General features: G+C 41.5%; 25 protein-coding genes, 1 pseudogene and 1 CRISPR repeat array. Of the genes and pseudogenes, 22 read left to right on the top strand and 4 right to left on the bottom strand.

Going from position 1 to position 21,408, the window contains the following annotated elements; genetic code table 11:
• Positions 1 to 8 precede the first annotated feature (8 nt).
• The 9 genes from GD002_RS15845 to GD002_RS15805 all read left to right on the top strand — a co-directional run bounded on the left by GD002_RS15845 (position 9) and on the right by GD002_RS15805 (position 8,325).
• Complete coding sequence (locus GD002_RS15845; RefSeq protein ID WP_194841647.1) at positions 9 to 614, top strand: NADPH-dependent FMN reductase; 606 nt, start codon at positions 9 to 11, stop codon at positions 612 to 614.
• 184 nt (positions 615 to 798) lie between these two features.
• Positions 799 to 1,740, top strand: a complete 942-nt coding sequence (locus tag GD002_RS15840) for a ring-cleaving dioxygenase (RefSeq protein ID WP_153733337.1) — start codon at positions 799 to 801, stop codon at positions 1,738 to 1,740.
• A gap of 67 nt (positions 1,741 to 1,807) precedes the next feature.
• On the top strand, positions 1,808 to 2,413 hold the full coding sequence (locus tag GD002_RS15835; RefSeq protein ID WP_153733336.1) for a flavin reductase family protein: 606 nt from the start codon (positions 1,808 to 1,810) through the stop codon (positions 2,411 to 2,413).
• Positions 2,414 to 2,440: 27 nt separating this feature from the next.
• Entirely contained in the window at positions 2,441 to 3,046 is a 606-nt protein-coding gene (locus GD002_RS15830) for an alpha/beta hydrolase (RefSeq protein WP_153733369.1), read from the top strand.
• Between the two features lie 84 nt (positions 3,047 to 3,130).
• Entirely contained in the window at positions 3,131 to 3,532 is a 402-nt protein-coding gene (locus GD002_RS15825) for a DoxX family protein (RefSeq protein ID WP_153733368.1), read from the top strand.
• 125 nt (positions 3,533 to 3,657) lie between these two features.
• Positions 3,658 to 4,575, top strand: a complete 918-nt coding sequence (locus GD002_RS15820) for a ring-cleaving dioxygenase (protein ID WP_153733335.1) — start codon at positions 3,658 to 3,660, stop codon at positions 4,573 to 4,575.
• Between the two features lie 103 nt (positions 4,576 to 4,678).
• A complete protein-coding gene (locus tag GD002_RS15815) occupies positions 4,679 to 5,938 on the top strand; it encodes a sensor domain-containing diguanylate cyclase (protein WP_153733334.1) in 1,260 nt (419 codons plus the stop codon).
• A gap of 501 nt (positions 5,939 to 6,439) precedes the next feature.
• Complete coding sequence (locus GD002_RS15810; RefSeq protein ID WP_153733333.1) at positions 6,440 to 6,877, top strand: MarR family winged helix-turn-helix transcriptional regulator; 438 nt, start codon at positions 6,440 to 6,442, stop codon at positions 6,875 to 6,877.
• 74 nt (positions 6,878 to 6,951) lie between these two features.
• The gene (locus tag GD002_RS15805; RefSeq protein ID WP_153733332.1) at positions 6,952 to 8,325 is read left to right on the top strand and encodes an MFS transporter; all 1,374 of its coding nucleotides are present in this window, start codon (positions 6,952 to 6,954) and stop codon (positions 8,323 to 8,325) included.
• Between the two features lie 445 nt (positions 8,326 to 8,770).
• Here the strand turns inward: GD002_RS15805 and GD002_RS15800 are convergent.
• Positions 8,771 to 9,320: pseudogene (locus tag GD002_RS15800) on the bottom strand (recombinase family protein).
• 373 nt (positions 9,321 to 9,693) lie between these two features.
• Positions 9,694 to 10,710: a DUF1646 family protein gene (locus tag GD002_RS15795; protein WP_153733367.1), complete on the bottom strand. Its 1,017-nt coding sequence runs from the start codon at positions 10,708 to 10,710 to the stop codon at positions 9,694 to 9,696.
• A gap of 171 nt (positions 10,711 to 10,881) precedes the next feature.
• Here GD002_RS15795 and GD002_RS15790 point away from each other — a divergent pair, with 171 nt between their 5' ends.
• Positions 10,882 to 11,139 (top strand): hypothetical protein, encoded by a 258-nt coding sequence (locus tag GD002_RS15790; protein WP_153733331.1) that lies wholly within the window; start codon positions 10,882 to 10,884, stop codon positions 11,137 to 11,139.
• 156 nt (positions 11,140 to 11,295) lie between these two features.
• Positions 11,296 to 12,412: direct repeats of the CRISPR family, unit length 33 nt; unit sequence ATTTCAATCCACGCTCTCCATACAGAGAGCGAC.
• A 394-nt stretch (positions 12,413 to 12,806) separates the two neighbouring features.
• Here the strand turns inward: GD002_RS15790 and GD002_RS15785 are convergent.
• Positions 12,807 to 13,340 carry a helix-turn-helix domain-containing protein gene (locus GD002_RS15785; protein ID WP_153733330.1) on the bottom strand — a complete coding sequence of 178 codons (534 nt, stop codon included), beginning with the start codon at positions 13,338 to 13,340 and terminating at the stop codon, positions 12,807 to 12,809.
• A gap of 185 nt (positions 13,341 to 13,525) precedes the next feature.
• On the opposite strand from GD002_RS15785, the gene GD002_RS15780 reads away from it, so the two are divergent.
• The 10 genes from GD002_RS15780 to GD002_RS15745 all read left to right on the top strand — a co-directional run bounded on the left by GD002_RS15780 (position 13,526) and on the right by GD002_RS15745 (position 19,397).
• On the top strand, positions 13,526 to 13,765 hold the full coding sequence (locus GD002_RS15780; protein ID WP_153733329.1) for a PLD nuclease N-terminal domain-containing protein: 240 nt from the start codon (positions 13,526 to 13,528) through the stop codon (positions 13,763 to 13,765).
• Positions 13,762 to 14,670, top strand: coding sequence for an ABC transporter ATP-binding protein (locus GD002_RS15775; RefSeq protein WP_153733328.1), 909 nt, complete (start codon positions 13,762 to 13,764; stop codon positions 14,668 to 14,670). The genes GD002_RS15780 and GD002_RS15775 overlap by 4 nt, the downstream gene beginning before the upstream one ends.
• Positions 14,667 to 15,452, top strand: a complete 786-nt coding sequence (locus GD002_RS15770) for an ABC transporter permease subunit (RefSeq protein WP_153733327.1) — start codon at positions 14,667 to 14,669, stop codon at positions 15,450 to 15,452. Before GD002_RS15775 ends, GD002_RS15770 begins: the two co-directional genes overlap by 4 nt.
• Positions 15,453 to 15,467: 15 nt before the next feature.
• Complete coding sequence (locus GD002_RS15765; protein WP_153733326.1) at positions 15,468 to 16,169, top strand: ABC transporter ATP-binding protein; 702 nt, start codon at positions 15,468 to 15,470, stop codon at positions 16,167 to 16,169.
• Positions 16,159 to 17,745 carry a hypothetical protein gene (locus tag GD002_RS15760; protein WP_153733325.1) on the top strand — a complete coding sequence of 529 codons (1,587 nt, stop codon included), beginning with the start codon at positions 16,159 to 16,161 and terminating at the stop codon, positions 17,743 to 17,745. Before GD002_RS15765 ends, GD002_RS15760 begins: the two co-directional genes overlap by 11 nt.
• A gap of 120 nt (positions 17,746 to 17,865) precedes the next feature.
• Entirely contained in the window at positions 17,866 to 18,474 is a 609-nt protein-coding gene (locus GD002_RS15755) for a tail fiber protein (RefSeq protein ID WP_228548402.1), read from the top strand.
• A gap of 17 nt (positions 18,475 to 18,491) precedes the next feature.
• Positions 18,492 to 18,770 (top strand): hypothetical protein, encoded by a 279-nt coding sequence (locus GD002_RS15750; RefSeq protein WP_153733323.1) that lies wholly within the window; start codon positions 18,492 to 18,494, stop codon positions 18,768 to 18,770.
• Position 18,771: 1 nt separating this feature from the next.
• The gene (locus GD002_RS18080) at positions 18,772 to 18,906 is read left to right on the top strand and encodes a hypothetical protein (RefSeq protein WP_255425167.1); all 135 of its coding nucleotides are present in this window, start codon (positions 18,772 to 18,774) and stop codon (positions 18,904 to 18,906) included.
• Position 18,907: 1 nt separating this feature from the next.
• Entirely contained in the window at positions 18,908 to 19,069 is a 162-nt protein-coding gene (locus GD002_RS17830; RefSeq protein ID WP_194841646.1) for a hypothetical protein, read from the top strand.
• Positions 19,070 to 19,133: 64 nt separating this feature from the next.
• Entirely contained in the window at positions 19,134 to 19,397 is a 264-nt protein-coding gene (locus tag GD002_RS15745; protein ID WP_153733322.1) for a hypothetical protein, read from the top strand.
• A 46-nt stretch (positions 19,398 to 19,443) separates the two neighbouring features.
• Here GD002_RS15745 and GD002_RS15740 read toward each other — a convergent pair whose 3' ends face one another.
• Positions 19,444 to 20,055 (bottom strand): hypothetical protein, encoded by a 612-nt coding sequence (locus GD002_RS15740; RefSeq protein ID WP_153733321.1) that lies wholly within the window; start codon positions 20,053 to 20,055, stop codon positions 19,444 to 19,446.
• A 129-nt stretch (positions 20,056 to 20,184) separates the two neighbouring features.
• Here GD002_RS15740 and GD002_RS15735 point away from each other — a divergent pair, with 129 nt between their 5' ends.
• Entirely contained in the window at positions 20,185 to 20,646 is a 462-nt protein-coding gene (locus GD002_RS15735; protein ID WP_153733320.1) for a hypothetical protein, read from the top strand.
• 176 nt (positions 20,647 to 20,822) lie between these two features.
• Positions 20,823 to 21,305, top strand: a complete 483-nt coding sequence (locus GD002_RS15730; protein ID WP_153733319.1) for a hypothetical protein — start codon at positions 20,823 to 20,825, stop codon at positions 21,303 to 21,305.
• The last annotated feature ends 103 nt before the right edge of the window (positions 21,306 to 21,408 follow it).

The raw sequence follows: 21,408 nt of genomic DNA, 5'->3' as shown, positions 1-21,408 counted from the left end.
AAATAAAGATGGGATTTTTTAATAACTTATTCGGAACACAGCAAGCTACACAACATGAGGAGGAAACCACAATGACAAAAGTAAACATCGGCATTATCTTGGGATCAACACGCGAAGGGCGCTTGAGTCCGCAAGTGGGGAATTGGGTAAAAGAACTGGCAGACAAACGCGGCGACGCGAACTATACCGTTATCGACATTGCAGATTATAAATTGCCAATGCTCGGTGAAAATGGCGGAGATGCAACAGGCGCAGCAGCTTGGTCTGAAGCAGTAGCGAAACAAGACGGATTTGTGTTCATCGTACAGGAATATAACCACTCCATCACAGGAGCGTTGAAGAACGCACTGGATTACCTACGCGCAGAGTGGAACAACAAAGCTGCTGGAATCGTTTCTTACGGTTCAGTCGGTGGAGCACGTGCAGCAGAACATTTGCGCGGCATCCTAGGTGAATTATCCGTAGCGGACGTACGTGTGCACCCGGCGCTTTCTTTATTCACTGACTTTGAAAACGGTGCGGAATTGAAAGCAGCGCCAGTACAAGCGGATTCCGTCAACCAGATGCTCGACCAGGTCATCCCTTGGGCAACAGCACTTAAAACCATCCGCTAATAGCCCCTATATTTATTTCAATCACAAAATGTGCGCATGCACATTTTGTGTATTGATATAAATATGAAAATGTACATGATTATAGAAGAAATTCTGAGCCCAACCTTCAATTGAGTTGAAGATTGGGCTGAGAATTTACAATAAAACATTTTATTCGATTTTAGAAGGGAACGGGGAGTTCATCATGAGAAAAATAGCAGGACACCACCACATTTCAATGATCACCAAAAAAGGGCAGCAAACCAATCAATTCTATGAAAAAGTATTGGGGCTGCGCCGTGTGAAGAAAACGGTCAACCAAGATGATCCAAGCATGTACCATCTGTTCTATGGAGATCTGGCAGGCAGCCCCGGAACCGAATTATCTTTCTTCGAAATGCCGATGGCCGGAAGAACAAAGCGTGGCACCGATGCCATCACGCGCATCGGACTGCTTGTTCCTTCGTATGACAGCTTGCTGTATTGGAAAAAACGGTTTGAACTGCTGGGTGTAGAGCATGGGGAACTGATCGAGTATGCCGGACGCGAAGCTCTTCCTTTTGAAGATGGCGAAGGGCTGCGTCTTGTCCTTCTGAACAATAATGGAGATGACGTTCCGGATTATTGGCAGACTTGGGAAGATTCAATCGTTTCACCCGAGCACCGTATTCTCGGAATGGGTGCAGTGGAAATGACGGTCCAGTCGCGGGACAGCTTAGCGAAGACTTTAACCGGCTTGTTCGGTTATGAACTGGCTTCCCGACAAGAAAAGACCGCCGTCTATCAATCGGTCCAAGGACAGGCGTTTGGCGAAATTGTCATTGTCGAACAAGACGGGCCGAAGGAAAAACCGGGAAGAGGCAGTGTCCATCATGTTGCCATCCGCGTGAAAGACGGCGAGGAATTGAGACAGTGGAGCCGCCGGATTCAGGATTTCGGCTTCGAGGTCATGAAAATAACCGACCGCTATTATTTTGAGAGTTTGTATTTCCGGGAAGGAAACGGGATTTTGTTTGAACTGGCAACGGACGGCCCTGGATTTACGGTGGATTCGGCGATTGAATCGCTGGGGAAAGAACTGGACTTGCCGCCGTTTTTAGAAGATAGACGGACGGAAATTGAGGCAAATTTAGAGCCGATTGATTAATGCACAAAAAATTGTTCGTGAATGAACAAAAAGCACATCAAGATGGCAGATAAAGGAGTTCAAAAAAATGATTTCAATTGATCCGAAACAAAACACGGAGAGAGACAATTACAAATTGCTGATCGGCTCGATCATTCCGCGGCCCATTGCGTTTGTCACCACCCAATCGAAGTCGGGAATTGTTAACGGGGCGCCGTTCAGTTATTTCAATATCGTCTCCTCCAACCCGCCGATGGTGTCGCTCGCGATTCAGCGGCCAACGGGCGAACTGAAAGACACAGCGCGGAATATTTATGGCAACGGCGAATTTGTGGTGCATATTGTGGACGGCGAGAATGTCGCAAAGATCAACGAAACCGCTGCTTCCTTGCCGCCATCTGAAAGTGAAGTGGAATCGGCAGACCTTACCTTGATTCCGAGTACAGCGATTTCGGTTCCCGGGATAAGGGAATCGAAAGTCCGCATGGAATGCCGGTTGGTCCAAGCGATTTCGTTAGGCGGAGACGGGCCAGGCAGCGACTTGTTCATCGGAGAAGTGGTCCGATTCCATGTGGATGAAACGATTTACGAAAACGGCCGCATCGACCCGAGAGGATTAGGCGCAGTCAGCCGGTTGGCAGGCGCGAATTACGCCGCCATCGGGGATATCTTTACAATTGAGAGACCAAAATAAAAAAGAAAGAGGGAAAAAATCATGACGATGAAACATATTTTCAAAAAAGGGCATAACCCGGAAAAACCGGTTCTCCTGTTGTTGCACGGAACGGGTGGTAACGAGCAGTCGTTATTGACATTGGCACCGATGATCGACGCAGAAGCCTCGGTACTCAGCGTTAGAGGCAATGTTTCAGAACATGGCATGCCCCGTTTCTTTAGACGCTTAAGCGAAGGCGTATTTGACGAAGAAGATTTGGTTTTCCGGACCAATGAGCTAAATAACTTTTTAAATGAAGCAGCAACTAAGTACGAATTCAACCGCGACAATATCGTTGCCATCGGCTATTCGAATGGGGCGAATATCGCCGCTAGCCTGCTGTACCACTTTAGCGACGCGCTGACTGGCGCTATCCTGCACCACCCGATGGTGCCCCTGCGCGGTATCGCACTTCCGGACCTTTCTGGAAAAGAAGTGTTCATCGCGGCCGGCACCAACGATCCCATCTCACCACAGCGGGAAGCAGAGGAGCTTAAAGCGGCGCTGGAAGCTACAAAGGCATCCGTTGATGTCCATTGGGAAAATCATGGCCACCAATTGACCAGAAGCGAAGTGGAAGCTGCGAGACAATGGTATCAACGAAGATTCTAATTTATAGAAGAAACTAACTACTAGATAGCAAAAGAATGAAGAAACCGAGTGAAAGATAAAATAAAACATTGGAGGAAATATAAATTGATGGATTTAGGTTTATTGATAATCAGAGTGGTAATTGGGTTATTGTTTGCAGCACATGGAGCACAGAAGCTGTTCGGCTGGTTTGGTGGATACGGATTAGCAGGGACCGGTGGCTGGATGGAGTCACTTGGCTTGAAACCGGGCAAGACGATGGCGCTTGTTGCGGGATTATCCGAACTTATTGGCGGTCTGTTACTGATGGTCGGCTTCTTGACACCTCTGGCTGCCTTATTGATTGCAGGAACCATGGTTATGGCCATTGCCAAAGTGCATTTGCCGAACGGATTATGGTCAACAGCGAACGGCTACGAATACAATTTGGTGATCCTGGCAGTAGTGATTGGTCTTGCCTTGACTGGGGCTGGCCAGTATGCCCTTGACGCTCTTTTATTTGCGTGAAATATTAGCTTACTGTTCGAAAGATAGGGTATCAAGAAAAGAGCGTTTCGCATGGTTGAATTAAAAAGTTTATTGAACTACTAAAGACAGATTAAAGGTGGAAATAACATAAAAAAACAGCTGGAATTCACCACATAACGGCAATTGTCGGTCATCCACAGGAGAACGTCGACTTTTATGCAGGGGTATTGGGCCTCCGCATGGTCAAGAAAACGATCAACTTTGACGATCCGGGAACATACCATTTGTATTTCGGTGACGGCGGAGGAAAACCCGGAACGATCATTACGTTCTTCCCGTGGGCTAATGCGTATCAGGGGAAAATCGGCGCCGGGCAAGTCGGCGTGACATCGTATATCGTACCGTCAGGCGCCTTGTCCTTCTGGGAAGAACGTTTTGTGAAATTCAATATCAATTTCACAAAAGAAGAACGTTTCGGCGAAAGCTATGTATTATTTGAAGATCCGCATGGGCTTCAATTGGAACTCGTGGAAAGAGAAGGCGGAGAATTGAATACGTGGGAATTCGGCGGCATTACGCCTGCAGTCGCCATTACAGGTTTTGGCGGTGCAACCCTTCTATCCACCAGCCCGGAACAAACCGCAAAAACACTGGAAGAAGTCATGGGACTTGAGAAAGTTGGAGAAGAAGGCGACTTGATCCGCTTCCGTTCGTACGGGGACATTGGGAATGTCATCGATGTGAAAGTGACTCCTCTGGGACGCGGACAAATGGGCGTTGGCACAGTGCATCATATTGCCTGGCGCGCAGAAGATGACCAGGACCACCTGGACTGGCAGGAACATGTCCGAAACCAGGGATATGGTGTCACGGAAGTCAAAGACCGCAATTATTTCAACGCGCTTTACTTCAAGGAACATGGCGAAATCCTGTTTGAGATTGCGACGGATCCACCAGGTTTTGCGCACGATGAAACACCGGAAACAATGAGTCAAAACTTGATGTTGCCGGAGCAGTACGAATCACACCGGGAGCAACTAACGGAATCATTAATTCCTATTGAAGTCCGTCCGCTCGATTAAGGCGGGTGGGTATTCCTAAATGAAATACTTTATGCTATTCACTGGAGGCTGATCGGTAACCAATCCGGTCAGCCTTTTAATTTGCTTTCAGGAGAGTGGAAAAATGGTGACAAACAACCAATGGCACGTAGAGAAAAACATCTTTGAACTTGTCTGGAATAATACGAACGATGCCATCTTCACTATCGGTTACGATGGCTGCATCCTCTCAGCTAATCCGTCATTTGAGACCATTTTGGGATGGAAGCAAGAAGACTTGAACGATGACAATTGTTTTCCATTCTTCGTGAATATTTCCCCGGCAGAACACGAAGAACAATTAAACCTATTCCGGCAAGGGCAGGATATTTCTTACCATTTGACAAAAAGAAAAAGCAAAGATGGGCAGGTTCTGGATATTCTGGCTTCCTACCGTGCGGTTAATGAGGAGGAAGTGCTGGCGGTTGGCATGTACAAGGATTTTACTGAACAAAGGAGTATTCAGCGGCGGCTTGAGGCCAGTGAAGTTTGCTACCGCAATTTAATCGAATTTATTCCAGACGCGGTCTTTGTCGAGAATAATGGCAAAATCGTCTTTGCCAATTCTTCCGCCTTACAATTGGCTGGGGCTAAACGGATACAGGAGATGCTGGGCCATTCGGTTTGGGAATTTCTGAAGCCGGTGGTCCATGCGGCATTTACAGAACGAATAAAATGCTCTTTGTCTGAAAATGAGCCGATCATCGAACAGTTTCGCCAGGTCGAAGGAGAAGCAATCTGGGTGGAAATCACGGGGATAGCTTCCACGTTTGAAGGGGAAGCGGTTATCCAATTGCTGTTACGTGATGTGACCTTCAAGAAGAATTATGAGGCACAGCTTGAATATTTAGCTTTTCATGATCCCTTGACTGGATTGGCGAACCGGCGCTACTTCACCGAACAAATCAATCAGGCAATTGATCGGGCCACAGCTCACGATGAAATGCTTGCTTTCATGTATATTGATATCGATAAGTTTAAAGGAATAAATGACACAGAAGGCCATCAAATTGGAGATGAGCTATTGAAACAATTCGCAGCAAGACTGCGCGCGAATATAAGAGGTGAAAATGTCCTTTGCCGCGTTGGCGGGGATGAGTTTCTCGTCTTGATTGATAAAGTGAAAGACATGGAAATGGTCACAGAAATTGCCAAGTGCCTGCATCAAGAATTTCAGAAGCCATACTTTATGGAAGGCCGGGAAATAGCAGCGACTTCCAGCATAGGAATTTCACTCTTTCCAAAAGACGGCGAAAATTCAACGACGCTGATATTACGGGCAGATGAAGCCTTGTACGAAGCAAAAGCCCAGCGAAATCAGTATCAGTTTTACAATCAGGTTTAAAAATGAAGTGACGCTTGCTAGTAATTCCTACTCCTATGAGTTTACACATGACCGATTATCGGTAGTTGCACCAATAGAACGAGCGAGGAGAAGCTAATCAAAGTACCTCTTCTCGCTTTTTTGTATGAAAAAGTATACTTTTTTGAAAATCTGAAATCGTTAGCAGTTTCTTTTTATTTTTTATTAAAAACCTTAAATATAAAATTACATAAGGTAAATTATATAAATACAAAAAAGTAATCAAAATATTATCTCAGTTAGGGGCATCGTCAGGAAAATGCGGATTTACAACGTTAAGAAAATTGCAGCAAAAACATCGATTCCTTTTGTTTATAGGAACCGATGTTTTTATTTAGCTTGTGTCGCTAACGCACCAGTTAATTCAATAAGTCCCCATCTGTACTTATCCCATTTTCGATATAGTTGCATATGCACATGTTTTATGGTATTTTAAATACATGCATATGCACATATTTTATATGTAGAAAGGGAAGGTAGATTATGATGATATATGATTACAATAAATCAATAGGGCGTAAAGTAGTAACACTTTCTCGATTGATTGGAATCGGTTTGAATAAAAGATTTAAAGAACTCAATTGTCCACTTACATTCCAACAATGGAAGATTATGACTGCACTGAATTATCAAGAGGGAATTTCGCAAAATCAATTAGCTGAAATTGTAGAAAAAGAACACACAACAGTCTCCAAAATAGTTAACAATTTAATAAAGAAAAATATGCTTCGACGAACAACTGACGTGAACGACAAGAGAACCAACAATGTTTTCCTTACTAAAGAAGGCAGAGAAATTCTTGAAAAACTTGCTACTGAGCAGGTACAAACGTTTTTTGATAGTTTAGTGGACGACATTCCTGAGCATGAGGTAGAAATCTTTACTTCTGTTTTGGAACGTGTAATAAAGAAAATCCAATGATTTTTATTATTATACGTTCCAATATTTTAGTATATATGTGCATATGCAACTAATGTGGAATAGAGGAATAAATTATGGAAGTATCAACACAATTATCCCAAAACCAACGCAGCAAGCTCATGCTTATTTTAACGCTTGTGTTAGTTATTTCAGCAATGAATACCACTATGTTTAATGTTGCACTACCAACGATTGGCGAACAGTTTTCTTTATTACCTTCACAAACAGGATGGATTGTAACCAGTTATTTAATTATTTTTGCTGTTGGGGTAACCATTTACGGGAAATTAGCAGATCAATATAAATTAAAAAACTTGATAACTATTGGGATTATTTTAATGGCTCTTGGCTCGCTTATAGGTTTATTTGCTTTAAACTATCCTTCGTTAGTTATCGCGCGCGTAATTCAGGCAGCAGGGGCAGCAGTATTGCCTGCATTAGCAATGATTATTCCAACACGTTACTTTACGCCTGAAACACGTGGTCGTGCGATCGGAATGACATCAGCTGGTTTAACGTTTGGAATTGCGATAGGTCCTATTATCGCAGGTCTCATTTTGACATCGTTTAGCTGGGATTATTTATTCATCATCCCACTTTTAATGGTTTTAAGTATACCAGCATTTCGAAAATATCTTGGTGATGAAAAAGGAGTACAGAGTAAAATTGACTTTATGGGTGCTTTTTTACTTGTTGCAACGATAGTATCATTTATGTTAGTTGTTTCACAATCAAGTTTAATACTTCTTATAGCCTTTGTTATTTTTCTGATTTTATTTATTTGGAGAATTAAGACGGCAGCAAATCCATTTATACACCCAGATTTATTTAAAAACAAAGCTTACACATTAACACTTTTAACGTTCGCTTTAGGTGCAGGAGTAGCATTTTCTATGCCATATCTTTCTCCACTTATGTTTGTTAATATTAACCATCTTTCACCATTTGCAAGTGGTCTCTTTATGTTTCCTGGAGCATTAATTGCTGCATTGCTTGCCAAAACAGGTGGTAAAATTGCAGATACCAAAGGGAATTCAACTCTTGCCTATATTACAATCGTTTTATTCTTTATCTGTTTCGCATTACTTTCGTTCCTTGCAGGGACTTCTGCATATCTTGTAATGGTCATATTAGTTTTAGGATACGTAGCCCAAAGCCAATGGCAAGTTGCTATGGCAAATACCTTGTCTAATACCTTATCGAAAGAACAGACTGGTATTGGAATGGGACTGTTCATGCTAGTTAATTTCGTTGCAAGCTCAATTTCTGGTACATTTATAGGAAAAGCACTTAGCACCAGTTCAAGTGTAAGTTTAAATCCTTTACACATCCCAGCAGATGGAACCGAATATAGTAATATATACGTTGTATTAACTATTATTGTCGTTATTATAGCTATTTTGTATACGGTAGTACTAAAATCTACTGATAACAAAAAATCACTTTAAAGCTTTTTGTAGTCCAATCACATTGTGTTTTTTCTTTCACGGAATAAAAATGAGAGGCTGGGACAAAAGAATTTATAGAGTAAAAAAGTACCGTCTTAGAGACTCTCGGGGGATTTGCGCTACAGGCGGACGCGTTTCGCGGGCATGGCTTGAGCCTCCTCGTCGCTACGCTCCTGCGGGGTCTCAAGGCTCATGCTATTCCCGCAGAAGTCGCCGCCTTAAGCTCCAATCCCTACTTTTGATATACAAGGCACACTGTGGTGTCTTTATAAATATTCGTAATTACAAATGAAAAAGTTAGATATGTCCCAGCCCCTTTTTATTTTGTCATAAAATAATATTTAACAAGAACACGATTCCTTCTTCAACCAGCTAGTTAGTTTAAGTGAAGAAATTCACAATATATGTAGTTATAAATTTAATTCTTCTCCTCTAATAATTTCCTCTATAGTGCAGCTCTAGATACATTTGTGATTTCACATATTTGATTTACAGTCATATACCCCTCATTATACAATTTTATTGCATAGTTCATCCCTGCATGGTTTTTATGATATTTTTTTAATCGCCCTTTAAATTTCCCTTCTTTCTTAGCAAGTTCAATACCTTCTCGTTGACGCATACGAATAAGATCCCTTTCTAATTGATTAACGCCAACCATGACAGTAATTAAGAATCGACTGTAGGGATTTTCTTCTGACAAATCGAGCCATGTATCTTTCAAGAGATTTTAGTTTAGCTTTTTGGCTTCGTATGATTTCAATCAAGTCAAACTAATCCTGTGTGCTACGGGTTATCCTTGGTAGATCAGTAACATAAATGATATTACCTTCCCTTAAATATCCTGGCATTTTTTGTGATTGTTCTCGTTCCTTTGTTACACCAGATATTACTTCTTCATAAGTAATATCCATTCCAATTTCTTCTAATTGTTGAATTTGTCTGGCAGGATTTTGGATTACAGAACTCACTCGTACATATCCAATTTTTTTCATTTAGAGATGACCAATCAACCCTCTTACTAAAAAACAAGATTGTGTTCTCTACAATTCATTTCTCGAAATTTCAGGGTGCAAAACGTACTTTGTCTTAAATAAGGGAAGCATTTATTCCTAGTCCTTAAGTTGACAGCTATGGTGGCTTGAGCCTCAAGGAGTCACCGCCTTCCATTACGATCAACTAGCGTAATTCATTGATTTTTTACTAGTTATTGCCTCTTCACCTGAATGATTAGAAATGATTGTTAAGTTTATATTATAGAATAAACAGTAAAGTACTAAGACAATTATAAAAGGAAAGGTTGTAAGGATACTTTTTAGTTTTTTGGGTTTGTCTACAAGCTGAGACCGCCAAACCAGCGGTCTTTTTTCATTGCCTCATAAGCAAAATCACAAAATACACAACCATCGCAAGAAAACCAAGAGGCACACCGACCCGCGCCCATTCTCCACTCCTTATCTTCAACTTACCTGCCGCAATAATATTCGGGATATTTCCTGGAATCAGCATCCCTCCGCTAATGAGTAACCCAAGCAAGATCGCTTGAATTGTCTCTTCATCCATCGCGGGGCTAATTTCCGCTGCTGCAAGTGTTGCATTATCGAGGACTGATGAGATCATGTTGATCCAGTAGAGCGTGAGCGGATGAAGGTCGAGCAAATACAAGCTGATCAGCGGTTCAAATCCTGCACCGAGAAGAGTTAACGCAAGGACAAAGATGTACACTTTTATTCCACGCACGAGAATGCTCCCATACGATTCTGCCGCTTGTCCAGATGAAATGCGGGTCGAACGGCTACGAGGGCGAATGAGGAAGAGTGCCAGGATACCAAAGACGAAGACACCCGCGATGATATCTGTTCCCAGTAGGTTCATCAGATAATAAAAATCTTCATCCAATTTATTCGTAGCAATCGTCGAAAGTGGTTCTCCGATCGGGGTGAGAACGGCTCCCATGCCAATCGCATAGCACGCTAGGATGACAAAGCGAATTTCTGAACGCCGATCCATCTGCAATACAGAAGCAATCGCAACGAGTACCAATGCCGCGATGATGGCGGTGATGATACTGGAGATGAGACCTAACACCATAATAACGAGCGCCAAGAAGAGTCTGAATGGAATCATTTGGCTGCCAGTCAAAACTGCCTTCTCAAACGGCTTGCGCATCCATCGGAATAGGATACCTGCCACAACTACAGCTATTGTGATGTGAAGTGGATCATATAAAGCCTCTATCCATAACTGTGGCTGTAAGACTCCACTAATATATGCAGCAGCACAGCCCATGAAGAATAAAAAAAGTTCTAAATTGCGCTCAATTCGGGGAACCGAAAAAGGCAAGAATAAAACGAAAACTAAAATGACCAGCAATCCAACTACCATTGAATTCTCCTTTCTTTTACTCAATTACGTGGACACTCCGCGTGTATCCATCCACTTTTAGAAGTGGGAGACTTCAGCTAAATCATGTTAATTCTTCTACACTCTATGCAAAGCGCCGACTCATTTTGCATAGAGTGGAAATAAGATAGAAAGAAAAAGGAGAGACACGCTATGGAAGTAACGGACATTGTACTAATTCCGGTCATTATTGGATTAGTGGAATTACTAAAATTATATGGACTACCGAAAAAATTAATGCCGATCTTATCGCTAGCTTTAGGGATTGGTGGGGGAATGTTTTATTTGTTTCCGACTGACTGGAAATCTGGGGTGTTAAGCGGGCTCATTATGGGGTTATCGGCGAGTGGGTTGTATTCGGGTAGTAAGACGATAGTGAAGCGGAAGGATTGTGAGGGGTCGGGAGAATAGATAAGTGAATCCTCTGAGGTAACGAAATGAAAATGGAAACATCAAAAAAAGGCTGCTATAGATAGAGCCTTTTTTGTTGTTTTATTTTAGGACTAGCTTTTTTAATTTTAAGAGGAAAGTGACGGTGAAAATGAACCGTAAAATCTACAGTTCAGAATTTCAATCCACGCTCTCCATACAGAGAGCGACACGCTTGATGCCGCTTATAAAAGGAAGTGTGAGACAATTTCAATCCACGCTCTCCATACAGAGAGCGACTTCACTGTCATTCGTCAGTTGACTCGTCTTCGCGGATTTCAATCCACGCTCTCCATACAGAGAGCGACTTTTTCATGCACTTCATGTTCGGAATGCGTCATTATTTCAATCCACGCTCTCCATACAGAGAGCGACGTCCACAGATTGCTTTAAAAGAGCCTTATCCGATTATTTCAATCCACGCTCTCCATACAGAGAGCGACTAAAGTAACTTCTTCTTTAAATTCATTTTCATTATTTCAATCCACGCTCTCCATACAGAGAGCGACGGCAGTTGATTATATCGCGTGTGGTAGCTGGACAAATTTCAATCCACGCTCTCCATACAGAGAGCGACTCACTACAGGTTTAATGGGTGACGCTCCACACGATATTTCAATCCACGCTCTCCATACAGAGAGCGACCAGTCGCACAGACCGCTATTAGACTACTATTTCAGATTTCAATCCACGCTCTCCATACAGAGAGCGACATTGTTGTTTACCGTGATAATTATGAGTATGCAGTATTTCAATCCACGCTCTCCATACAGAGAGCGACGGGACAACAGAAGATTGCATTGTTATCCGCAGACATATTTCAATCCACGCTCTCCATACAGAGAGCGACGGTAATTGGCAAGGGTTTAATGGTGAGTACCGAATTTCAATCCACGCTCTCCATACAGAGAGCGACGGCTTTAGAGGTTTTCAGACAATTCGACATGATTATTTCAATCCACGCTCTCCATACAGAGAGCGACGTGTCGTTATAGGCACTCTTTTTCTTCATTTAAAGAATTTCAATCCACGCTCTCCATACAGAGAGCGACTCGAGGTAAAAGGAATCGTGAACAACCCGGATGCATTTCAATCCACGCTCTCCATACAGAGAGCGACTCGGTGTTAGCTTCATCGCATTGATTGATGTCAAAATTTCAATCCACGCTCTCCATACAGAGAGCGACGATTTAATACAACAGCAACAGGCCGTTCTTGCAAAATTTCAATCCACGCTCTCCATACAGAGAGCGACTACGAGATATTGTGTGATCTCCTTAACATTCTACTACAAATTGTGGTAGTAGTGAATACATTCTGATAATCAGCACTTTTTGTTCGTAGAAATGCAGAAAAAATGCGCGAACCTCCCAGGGATTTCATGGGCACTTGGGGTTCGCGCAAAATAGCAGTTGATGATTTATCATATTAGTAACCTTAATCAAATGAGTATATGAAGCATCAAGCGAAAGGCAGGAAAAAAGTTAGAAAGAGGGAAAGGATACGCATACCAGCAGCAAGCCACCGTTTCCTAAAGACACTTGTTTCCAATAATTTATCTCCTCTACATGCTGTATTCCTTTTATGGAACTCCTTTTCATCGTAGAAGATGACGTGGGTGGAGATTCAAGTGAATTTTTTTCAATACCTTAGATACGAGGCAAAATCGTCACGGCAACCGTACTCGCTGTCGTAGAACTCTTCTCGCTTGCCTGATAATATTTGAGCATCAACTCATTCAACTCATTTTGAAAATCGTTTAGTTGGTCTTCTGATAAGCGTAACTCCAACAAGGAGATCGTGGACATATCTTCTTTCGTTTTATTTGACTCCAACGACGTTAAGTAATTTTGGTATTGGGACATCAACACCATTTGATAATAAGAAAAGTAATTGAGTTTTTTCTCCTTGGACAAGTTTCTCCAGTCGTCCATGTCTAAACGTGCGGCCTCTTCATTCAATCCATAATACTTCTCCGTCACCGCCCGCACTTTCCGTTCATCCACCACTTGGATGACATCCGACTCCAACAACACTTGTATATGACGGTAGAGCGTTGCTTGCGGCACGTCTTGGATGATTTTCACCATCTCCTTGGTCGACAATCCTTCCTGATGCTGCATCAAAGATAAAACAATTTTCATTCTAACCGGGTGTAATAATAGTTCTGCTTTGCTGCTCATACTCATTCCTCCAAATCATATGAATGCTGTTCCAATCAGTTGTACAGATCATTAATTTATAAAATGATAATGTTATCAAAAATAATAAAGCAGAATGGATGGAAAGTAAAGTTGACAAAAAGTATGGATTTCTTAAAACCATATGTTATCATTATTGATAATGATAACATATGGAGGTGTGAATTGTGCAACTAAATTATGGATGGAATGATTTTAACGATATAGATTGGATGGCCATCATTCCGATACTTCTGCCTTTTATCCTGATAGCTGTAGTACTTATCTTGTTTGCACTGATTGATCTGTATCGGAATCGCCATCGAAGAGAGAACGTACTGATGTGGACACTGATTATCATTTTGTTCAATACGATTGGGCCTATTTTGTACTTCATTTTAGGAAGAAAGGATAGAAGAAGGACATGAAATTGGAGATTACAGATGTAACCAAAACATTTAAAACGAAAAAAGCAGTTAATCGGTATTCAATGACAATTGAAAAGGGGGAATGTGTCGGGCTGATCGGTCCGAATGGCGCAGGAAAAACGACATTGATCCAGATCATTGCAGATATTTTGGAAGCGGATCAAGGCGAAGTTCGGCTGGATGGAAAGCCTCTTTCTACGATGAAACGAGAAATCGGTTATTTGCCTCAATATCCGAATTTCTATCACTGGATGACCGCTGCTGAGACGCTGTTGTTTATGGGGGAGTTATCAGGACTCACGAGACAGGAGCTGAAAAGAGAGATTCCTGATATTTTGTCGCGAGTGGGGCTTGCGAGTGAAGAAGACTCGAAGGTGGGGACGTTCTCCGGAGGAATGAAGCAACGACTAGGAATTGCCCAGGCACTGCTGCATAAGCCGTCTTTCGTTTTGATGGATGAACCAGTCTCGGCACTTGACCCGATTGGACGAAGAGAAGTTCTGAACTTAATTCAAGAGATCAAAGAGGATACGACCGTCCTATTTTCTACGCACATATTAAATGACGCAGAGGAAATATGCGAACGGTTTGTCGTGATTAAAAGTGGCGAGAAGATTGAAGATACGTCGAAGATTGGATTGTTGAACCGAAATGGCGATGTGGCGATCCAAATGACGATCGGTACCGGAAACAGCTCATGGTGGGAACATGTGAAACAGTTGCCGTATGTACAGGGAGTGAAGGTTTTTGGGAATAAAGCACAAATCTATGTGAACCAGATTGAAAATGATAAAAACAGATTGCTCGGGGAGGCGTTACAGTATCCAATTGATATTCGAAATTTTGAAGTGGGCGGGATCGAAACAATTGAGGAAATCTTTTTAGACTTGGTGGTGGATGTATGAGCGCGTTTTCTGTATTGACGAAAAAGGAATTTTCACAGACAGTCCGTGAATTTAAAATAGTTTGGCTGCCATTGGTGTTTATATTGCTGGGGGCTACACAACCGATCATGATGCATTATTTGCCAAGCATACTGAAAAGTGTAGGCGGGATGGACGGCATCACTATCGATCCTTCTGTCACTCAAGTAAGTGGTGCCGAGGTGATGGCTTCCACAATCGATGCGCAATTCAATCAACTGGGTACGATCATTCTCGTTGTCTCTCTTATGGGTGTCATTCAGTCGGAGAAGGCGAATGGGATGCTGTCTTTCATTCTGACGAGACCGGTGTCGACCTTGTCCTTTGTTTGGAGTAAAGTGCTCTCGCAATTTGTATTTCTGGCTTTTTGTTTATCTCTTGGATTTCTTACATCCTATGGCTATGCGACATTTCTATTCTCAACCGTGCCTTGGAATGAATTTCTCCTTTCTATGCTGTTCTACTTCGTGTGGTTGTTATTTATCGTTTCCTTTGTTGTCATGGTGAGTACGATATTCAATAGCCAAGGAATTATCGCTTTGATTGGCATCGTCTTTTTGTTCTTTTGTGCAGTGACCGCAGGGTTGCATCCGATTCTAGCATTGTTGAGTCCAGCGGGAATGAGTCTTCAAGCAATTTCCTTACTAGCGACCGGAACCATGAATCCGCAAGTTGGATGGAGTTTTTTCTTTACGCTTTTATGGATTGGGATCACAGTAGGTGTCACGTATTTCTGGATTGCCAAAAAGAAGTTTCAAAAGTAAGAGGGGGATTCATGTATGTTAACGATAAGGAATCTTAGAAAAAGCTTCGGAGCTCATACGATATTGAGCGGAGTTGATCTGCAAGTTGAAAAAGGAGAGATTTTAGGCTTTGTCGGTGCCAATGGAGCGGGGAAAACGACGACGATTCATTGTATAACGGGTATTTTAGAACAAGACGATGGAACCATCTCTATCAATGGGGTTTCCCAATCGGACTCGCTTCTGTATAAAAAGCAATTTTATTATATTCCAGACACCATTCATGTGTTTCAAAATGTATCCGGATATGATTGGATTCAATTCTTGCTTCCTTTATACGGGGAAGTAGATGACGCAAAGTTGAGTATGTACATCAAACGATTTGGTATGGAGACATCCATTCATGCACCGATGGGGTCCTATTCGTATGGAATGCTCCATAAAATGTCACTCATTGCGGCTTTTACGATTCAGCCACCGATTCTCATCATGGACGAACCGATGAATGGCTTAGATCCCAATGCCGTTGTGACGTTTAAAGATTGTTTGAAGGAATATGTGCAAGCTGGAGGAACAGTCTTCTTTTCAACCCATCTACTGGATGTTGCTGAGAAGATTTGCCACTCGATCACCATTTTGCAGGGTGGCCGGATTATTTTGCATGAAGCCATCAACAAACTGATGGCACAAGGTTCTCTTGAATCTATTTTTCTGGAGAAGCAGAATCATGAAGCGTAGATTTCCGTTGCCTTTATTTTTCGCTTCCGCTGCCTATACAGTTCCGAAACAGATAGTCGTCCGGGTAACACTTCTATTCGCCTTGGCTTACATGGTCGTGCAGATGGCCATTGTAAATATCGCCATCTACAGTATTAGCACGTTGCCGATTTATTTATTTTATCACTTGGCGTTTTCCATTATTCTTGTCTATTTGCTGACGGTTTACTTCTCCATTTCCGTTATTTTTAGCTACCGAGAATATGGGTTGATGGCTTCGTTGCCGATCAAACCGCAACGGATTGTCAGTGCCAAGGTAATCAGCAGTTTACTTTTTCCGCTCATCCTGACAGGTATTCTCCAAATTCCCACCGTTATTTTATTGGGATGGGGGAGGAGTTGGGTGCACCTGCTGAAATGGGTGTTACTCCTACCGACGTTGCTTGTTTTTACAGTATTATTGCTACTATTTCTTTTGTCGCTGCTTCATCTATTGCGTAAGCATCTATCCACCATGACTTCATTACTTCTAAATAGTATCACTGCGCTAGGAATTGCGATGGTTTTCATTTTATGGATAGTCATGAGCTCAAAACTGCAAATCGCCACACTTTGGGCGGGCTTTTCCATGTCTACTCTCATGACCCTCATCGAGTCCGTCGCAACGTTGATGGAACGGATCTATGAGGCTGTCGGGCAAGTACCCGTATTGAAACCGATTATCGCTGTCTATACGTCTGCTGATCTATCGTTACACTTCCTCCTCATATTCCTTCTTTTTTGGGCGGGGAATTTCCTGTTGTTCAAAGGAACGGTCCATAATTTGGCGGTGAACTATTTGCAAAATGGAGCGATGGAGATGGGTTCTACGACTTTCAGGAAATCGAAAGGGTATGCGGGGGACAATGTTTGGGGCCGCTATATGCAGAGAGAAAAATGGATCATCCAGTCGGACCCGTATTTTAAGCTGCAAATTCTTTTAAGTAGCATAATGACACCCATCCTATCAGTCGGTTTATTGCTGGCCTATGAGAACCAATGGATGCCAATGAATCTGTTGGAAGACGGTCGATTAGAATTTATGTATGCCTATTTCGTGCTATTTATGAGCTGCATGAATAATACGAGCGGTACCCCGTATTCCAGGGAGGGCAAGTACTATCCTTCATTGCAAAGTTTGCCGTTTGACCAGAGGAAGGTCTATCTTTTCAAAGTGTGGTTATCGTCTGCCATTGGCGCTATGGCAATCATCAGCAGCTTTGTAATTCTGATGTTCTTTGGACACTTTACAATCCATTCGTTCTTGCTGGCTGTGGTGGTCCTTTTGTTGATGTTCAGTTATAATTTGCTGGCATCGCTGTATGATCGGAAACATCCGTTGACGGAATGGAAAAACCCGTCTGAAGCGATAAAATCGAATCCAAACGTGATCTTCAGTCTTCTTTTTGGTCTGCCATTGTTGTTGGTCGTATCGGGATTTCATTTCTACCTGTATTCGACTGCCATGCCTCTTAGCATGACAACGACTATTGTTCTTGTTGTCATCGCTGTATGTGATGTGTTGATTTTGAAAAAGGTTGTTTTTGTAGGAAGGTGAAATGAAATTTCATAGGAAAGTAGAAGTTACATTCCTCCATTAGAGGCTACCTGATTAATAGGTATTTTTCATCATCGAATCTATTATTGTTTAGTGAAACATACTTTTGAGGGCATCCAATTGGCTGCTCTTTTTTTTGTGTCGTATTTGGCGGAAAAGGCGTCACTTACGAAAGCTGGGCACGTACAACTATCAAATAGTACGGCAAGCACAAGCAACACACTTGCAGCCACGCCAGCTGCTGTCAAAGCGGCAATGGACAGGGCAGATGCGGCTTTTACGTCAGCCAGTAACGGTAAAAACGCAGTAGGTGCGGCGATTACTGGTGTTGACCCAGCGGTGGTTATCCCGCCTGAACCTACGTTTAATGATTTGGCTGGTGCAATTGGGCATATTTCTACAGGGAAGAAGTGGGCGAGCGGAACAAAATCTACAGATAGTACAGGTCGTTTAACAGTTACAAATTTACCTTTCAGACCTTCAGTTGTTATATGCTACGCAATTAACGAAGCATTTCACCGTGCCGTAATAAGCTCAATAAATGATTTCCACAAAGTGATGATAGGATCTGACAAAGTAATAGGTGCATATGGTGGAATGTTATCCGGTGTACATGCGTCAGGTGCTGTTATTGAACACGCTTCTTTTAACAAAATAACAGATAATGGATTTGTAATCAATTCGCAAATAAACATGGCTACAACGGCTGATTGGATAGCATACGAATAAAAAAGAGGAGTGTTATTATGAAGACGCTAATTATCTACGACGAACAAGGCTATATCCTATCTACAAGAAGCGGACAACCCGCACCGCGAGAGCCACAAGGCGTTCCATTTTTATGGGTGGATATTCCCGTCAACAAACGTATCAAAACGACAGATAGAATCGGTGTGGATGTCAGCAAGACACCACATGAAGTGGTTTTTGAGGATATACCACCGAGTGAGATTGATGTTTTGCGCAAAGATTTGAATGAAGCAGTCATGGAATTATCCATGCTCATTTCAATGGGAGGTATGTAATATGTTTAACAAAAACAGCATGGTTGTAAGGGTGTGGGCTGATGCGGTCAAAAAAGGCGACAAAGAACTTTCAGAGGTTCCTAATTTGTCTAATCTCATTGAAGTTGTTACGTCTATTATTGAGGAGGCTGAATAATATGTTTAACGGAAATAGCATGTTGACGAGAGTTTGGTTTGGTGCGGTTATGGCGGGCACGTATCCGTATAGTATGGTTCCTGATTTATCAAATTTACGTGATGAAGTCGGCAAGAAACTAACTGAAATTGGATATGACATTAACGAAGCACCTACAGAGTAAGGTGTATTTTTTATGGTTTAAAATCCATCCTTAACGTATGATTATTACAAGGATGGTGATTGCTTTGACTAAACCTAAATATTTTATTGAGTATACAATCCGCATAGAGGGAAACTTTCGTTCTGTTGGAGATTTTTCGGATGAAATTCATAAGCCGGAACACTTTTTGGAAGATTGCGGGATTATGCTGAGTAAAGTCAAAGGCAGAAAAGAGAAAGTTGTGTTTTTGTATGAAGATGAATTCGAAGATGAATGTTTTTTAATGTATACATTTGATGGGGAAGATAGTGAGGATAGTGTATACGTTAAATATTATCATTTTAAATGAATTGCACATTCGGACCCTAATGCGTAATAGCCTGATTAATCTCAGGCTATACTATACAAAATTCAATAAACTTTTCTCCAAACTTAGAAAGTGAAACTATTTTTATTGTAGGACTTTGACCAAGAAAAGTTTCAGTGACATAATTCGCCCTTAGTAAACCAAGGTTTTCGAGTCTAGATATAGCGCCATCACGTAATCCCTCTTCAACCTCCTGAGTTGAAACGATATGCTTGTGTAATTCTGAATAACTTAATAAAACTTCAAACTCTAAAACAGTAATAGATGCTAAGCAATCCAATAACATCTGACGCTCGTCATAATTTCTTTCAATTGTAGGGCTTTGGAGCAAATTAATGAAATAATTCTTGAAGTAATCCCTCTTTTTTCCAGAAGATTCTATTTCAATTTCTTCATTTAAACGCTCGATTAAAGTAACAAGACTTTCTTCATCGTGGGAATGAAACGGAAGAATACCATCTTCCATAGTCGAGAGACGTTCAGATAAATCGCAGTAAAAAGTTTCGATTCGCCTAAATCGTCTCTCTTGTTTCGTGGAGAAGTATGCTGTAGACAACGAATTTCCAACAAAGGGTATTGCCGATAAACTTGCTTGAACGATGACGTCTTTTGCTGCTATGTCTGTAATATTTTCATTCATAATGAACTACCCCTCTCTTAGTAAGTTTAATATTCGACCAAATCTTCTAAAACCCTCTATTTGTAGGTAATAAGAAGGTTAAATATTCTCTCTGTCGAATATTGGAAGATAGGGGGAGGGGTTTTTAAAATGAATATTACCTGGACTCAAATCGTTAACTCGTTATTGCCTCTGCTTGGGGTTGCGGTCGGTGGAATAGCGACGTATATGACGCAAACCAATGTTTTGAAAAGGCAACTTTCACGAGAGCTTGAAAAAGAAAAACAAGTAGAGAACATCGCGCGTCTAAAAATATATAGTGAAATTCTTAAACTTGTCGGTGAACATGAGATGATTGTTTACGATGGTGGAAGGGAAAAATTCAACCTAAAGGTTTATCGAGCGAACTTTAGGCCTAAATTTTTTTCTGAATTTTATCTACTGCATCAGGACTTAGCGGATGATGTCAGGAGTATGGATATTACTATTGCTGAAGCGGAACTGACTGGATACATGGATAGGGAAATGAGTGGTTCTTTGTCAAGAACCTTTAACAATCTCATAGAGAAAATTGAAATATATTTAAAAGAATACCGATCATTACAAACTTGAGCATCCACCCGGGCGTTCTTTATATGCTTGTTTATGGAATATTTGGCTGCCGAGGTTGAGGGCAACTAAACGCAGTATAAGCTAGCATTACTTTTTCGTCTTGAATGAGTAAAAAGGAGGTCTCCAATTCGCTTATGTAGTATTGTAAATGTAAAAATGGTTGAGGAAGTGATTACGTGTCTGTTGAAAATCAAAAAGAAAAATTTAATGAAGCCGAGTATTTCTATTCAGAAATGCAAAGCAAGTATCACGAAGGTAATATCGAACACTTTAAATATTGCGTGAGTGCATTCTCTACTGCGGCAAGGAGTATTTTACAATATGCCCATGATGATGCTAAAAGTAAAGGCAAGTCAAAAAAATATAGGAATCTTATTAAAAATAAAAAAGCCATCAAATATTTTAAAGGCATTAGAAATTTAAATATCCATGTAAAACCGTTAAAAACAGTTGCACATGGTTATAGTGAAATCTCCGCTTCGCTAACAGTCGCTGGTGAAGAAAAATCAGAGATTAAAGAAATTCTAGTGAGTGAAGAGGGTGCAACAACCGGTTACACATACCACTTCGAAGACGGGACAAATGTACTTGAAAAGGGAAAGGAATATCTTTTGGAGTTAGAGAGATTTATTTCTAACTACATGGCCACGGTTAAATAAATCAATTAAGAACTTCCACTTGGAAGTTCTCAGACTGTAGACAAAAGGGTTGGAAATCGTAACGATTTCCAACCCTTTTGTCATTTCGGTACTAAAATCAGAG

Source organism: Sporosarcina obsidiansis (genome assembly GCF_009651005.1).
Classification (GTDB): Bacteria; Bacillota; Bacilli; order Bacillales_A; family Planococcaceae; genus Sporosarcina; species Sporosarcina obsidiansis.
This window is presented reverse-complemented; position numbering and strand designations above follow the sequence as displayed.

Bases quoted from the DNA above. Each gene is read 5' to 3' on its own strand.
- GD002_RS15765 (WP_153733326.1), top strand. From the start codon at position 15,468: ATGTTAACGATAAGGAATCTTAGAAAAAGCTTCGGAGCTCATACGATA.
- GD002_RS15750 (WP_153733323.1), top strand. From the start codon at position 18,492: ATGAAGACGCTAATTATCTACGACGAACAAGGCTATATCCTATCTACA.
- GD002_RS15840 (WP_153733337.1), top strand. From the start codon at position 799: ATGAGAAAAATAGCAGGACACCACCACATTTCAATGATCACCAAAAAA.
- GD002_RS15830 (WP_153733369.1), top strand. From the start codon at position 2,441: ATGAAACATATTTTCAAAAAAGGGCATAACCCGGAAAAACCGGTTCTC.
- GD002_RS15845 (WP_194841647.1), top strand. From the start codon at position 9: ATGGGATTTTTTAATAACTTATTCGGAACACAGCAAGCTACACAACAT.
- GD002_RS15805 (WP_153733332.1), top strand. From the start codon at position 6,952: ATGGAAGTATCAACACAATTATCCCAAAACCAACGCAGCAAGCTCATG.
- GD002_RS15795 (WP_153733367.1), bottom strand. From the start codon at position 10,710: ATGGTAGTTGGATTGCTGGTCATTTTAGTTTTCGTTTTATTCTTGCCT.
- GD002_RS15785 (WP_153733330.1), bottom strand. From the start codon at position 13,340: ATGAGCAGCAAAGCAGAACTATTATTACACCCGGTTAGAATGAAAATT.
- GD002_RS18080 (WP_255425167.1), top strand. From the start codon at position 18,772: ATGTTTAACAAAAACAGCATGGTTGTAAGGGTGTGGGCTGATGCGGTC.
- GD002_RS15775 (WP_153733328.1), top strand. From the start codon at position 13,762: ATGAAATTGGAGATTACAGATGTAACCAAAACATTTAAAACGAAAAAA.
- GD002_RS15760 (WP_153733325.1), top strand. From the start codon at position 16,159: ATGAAGCGTAGATTTCCGTTGCCTTTATTTTTCGCTTCCGCTGCCTAT.
- GD002_RS15735 (WP_153733320.1), top strand. From the start codon at position 20,185: ATGAATATTACCTGGACTCAAATCGTTAACTCGTTATTGCCTCTGCTT.
- GD002_RS15790 (WP_153733331.1), top strand. From the start codon at position 10,882: ATGGAAGTAACGGACATTGTACTAATTCCGGTCATTATTGGATTAGTG.
- GD002_RS15815 (WP_153733334.1), top strand. From the start codon at position 4,679: ATGGTGACAAACAACCAATGGCACGTAGAGAAAAACATCTTTGAACTT.
- GD002_RS15740 (WP_153733321.1), bottom strand. From the start codon at position 20,055: ATGAATGAAAATATTACAGACATAGCAGCAAAAGACGTCATCGTTCAA.
- GD002_RS15835 (WP_153733336.1), top strand. From the start codon at position 1,808: ATGATTTCAATTGATCCGAAACAAAACACGGAGAGAGACAATTACAAA.
- GD002_RS17830 (WP_194841646.1), top strand. From the start codon at position 18,908: ATGTTTAACGGAAATAGCATGTTGACGAGAGTTTGGTTTGGTGCGGTT.
- GD002_RS15810 (WP_153733333.1), top strand. From the start codon at position 6,440: ATGATGATATATGATTACAATAAATCAATAGGGCGTAAAGTAGTAACA.
- GD002_RS15770 (WP_153733327.1), top strand. From the start codon at position 14,667: ATGAGCGCGTTTTCTGTATTGACGAAAAAGGAATTTTCACAGACAGTC.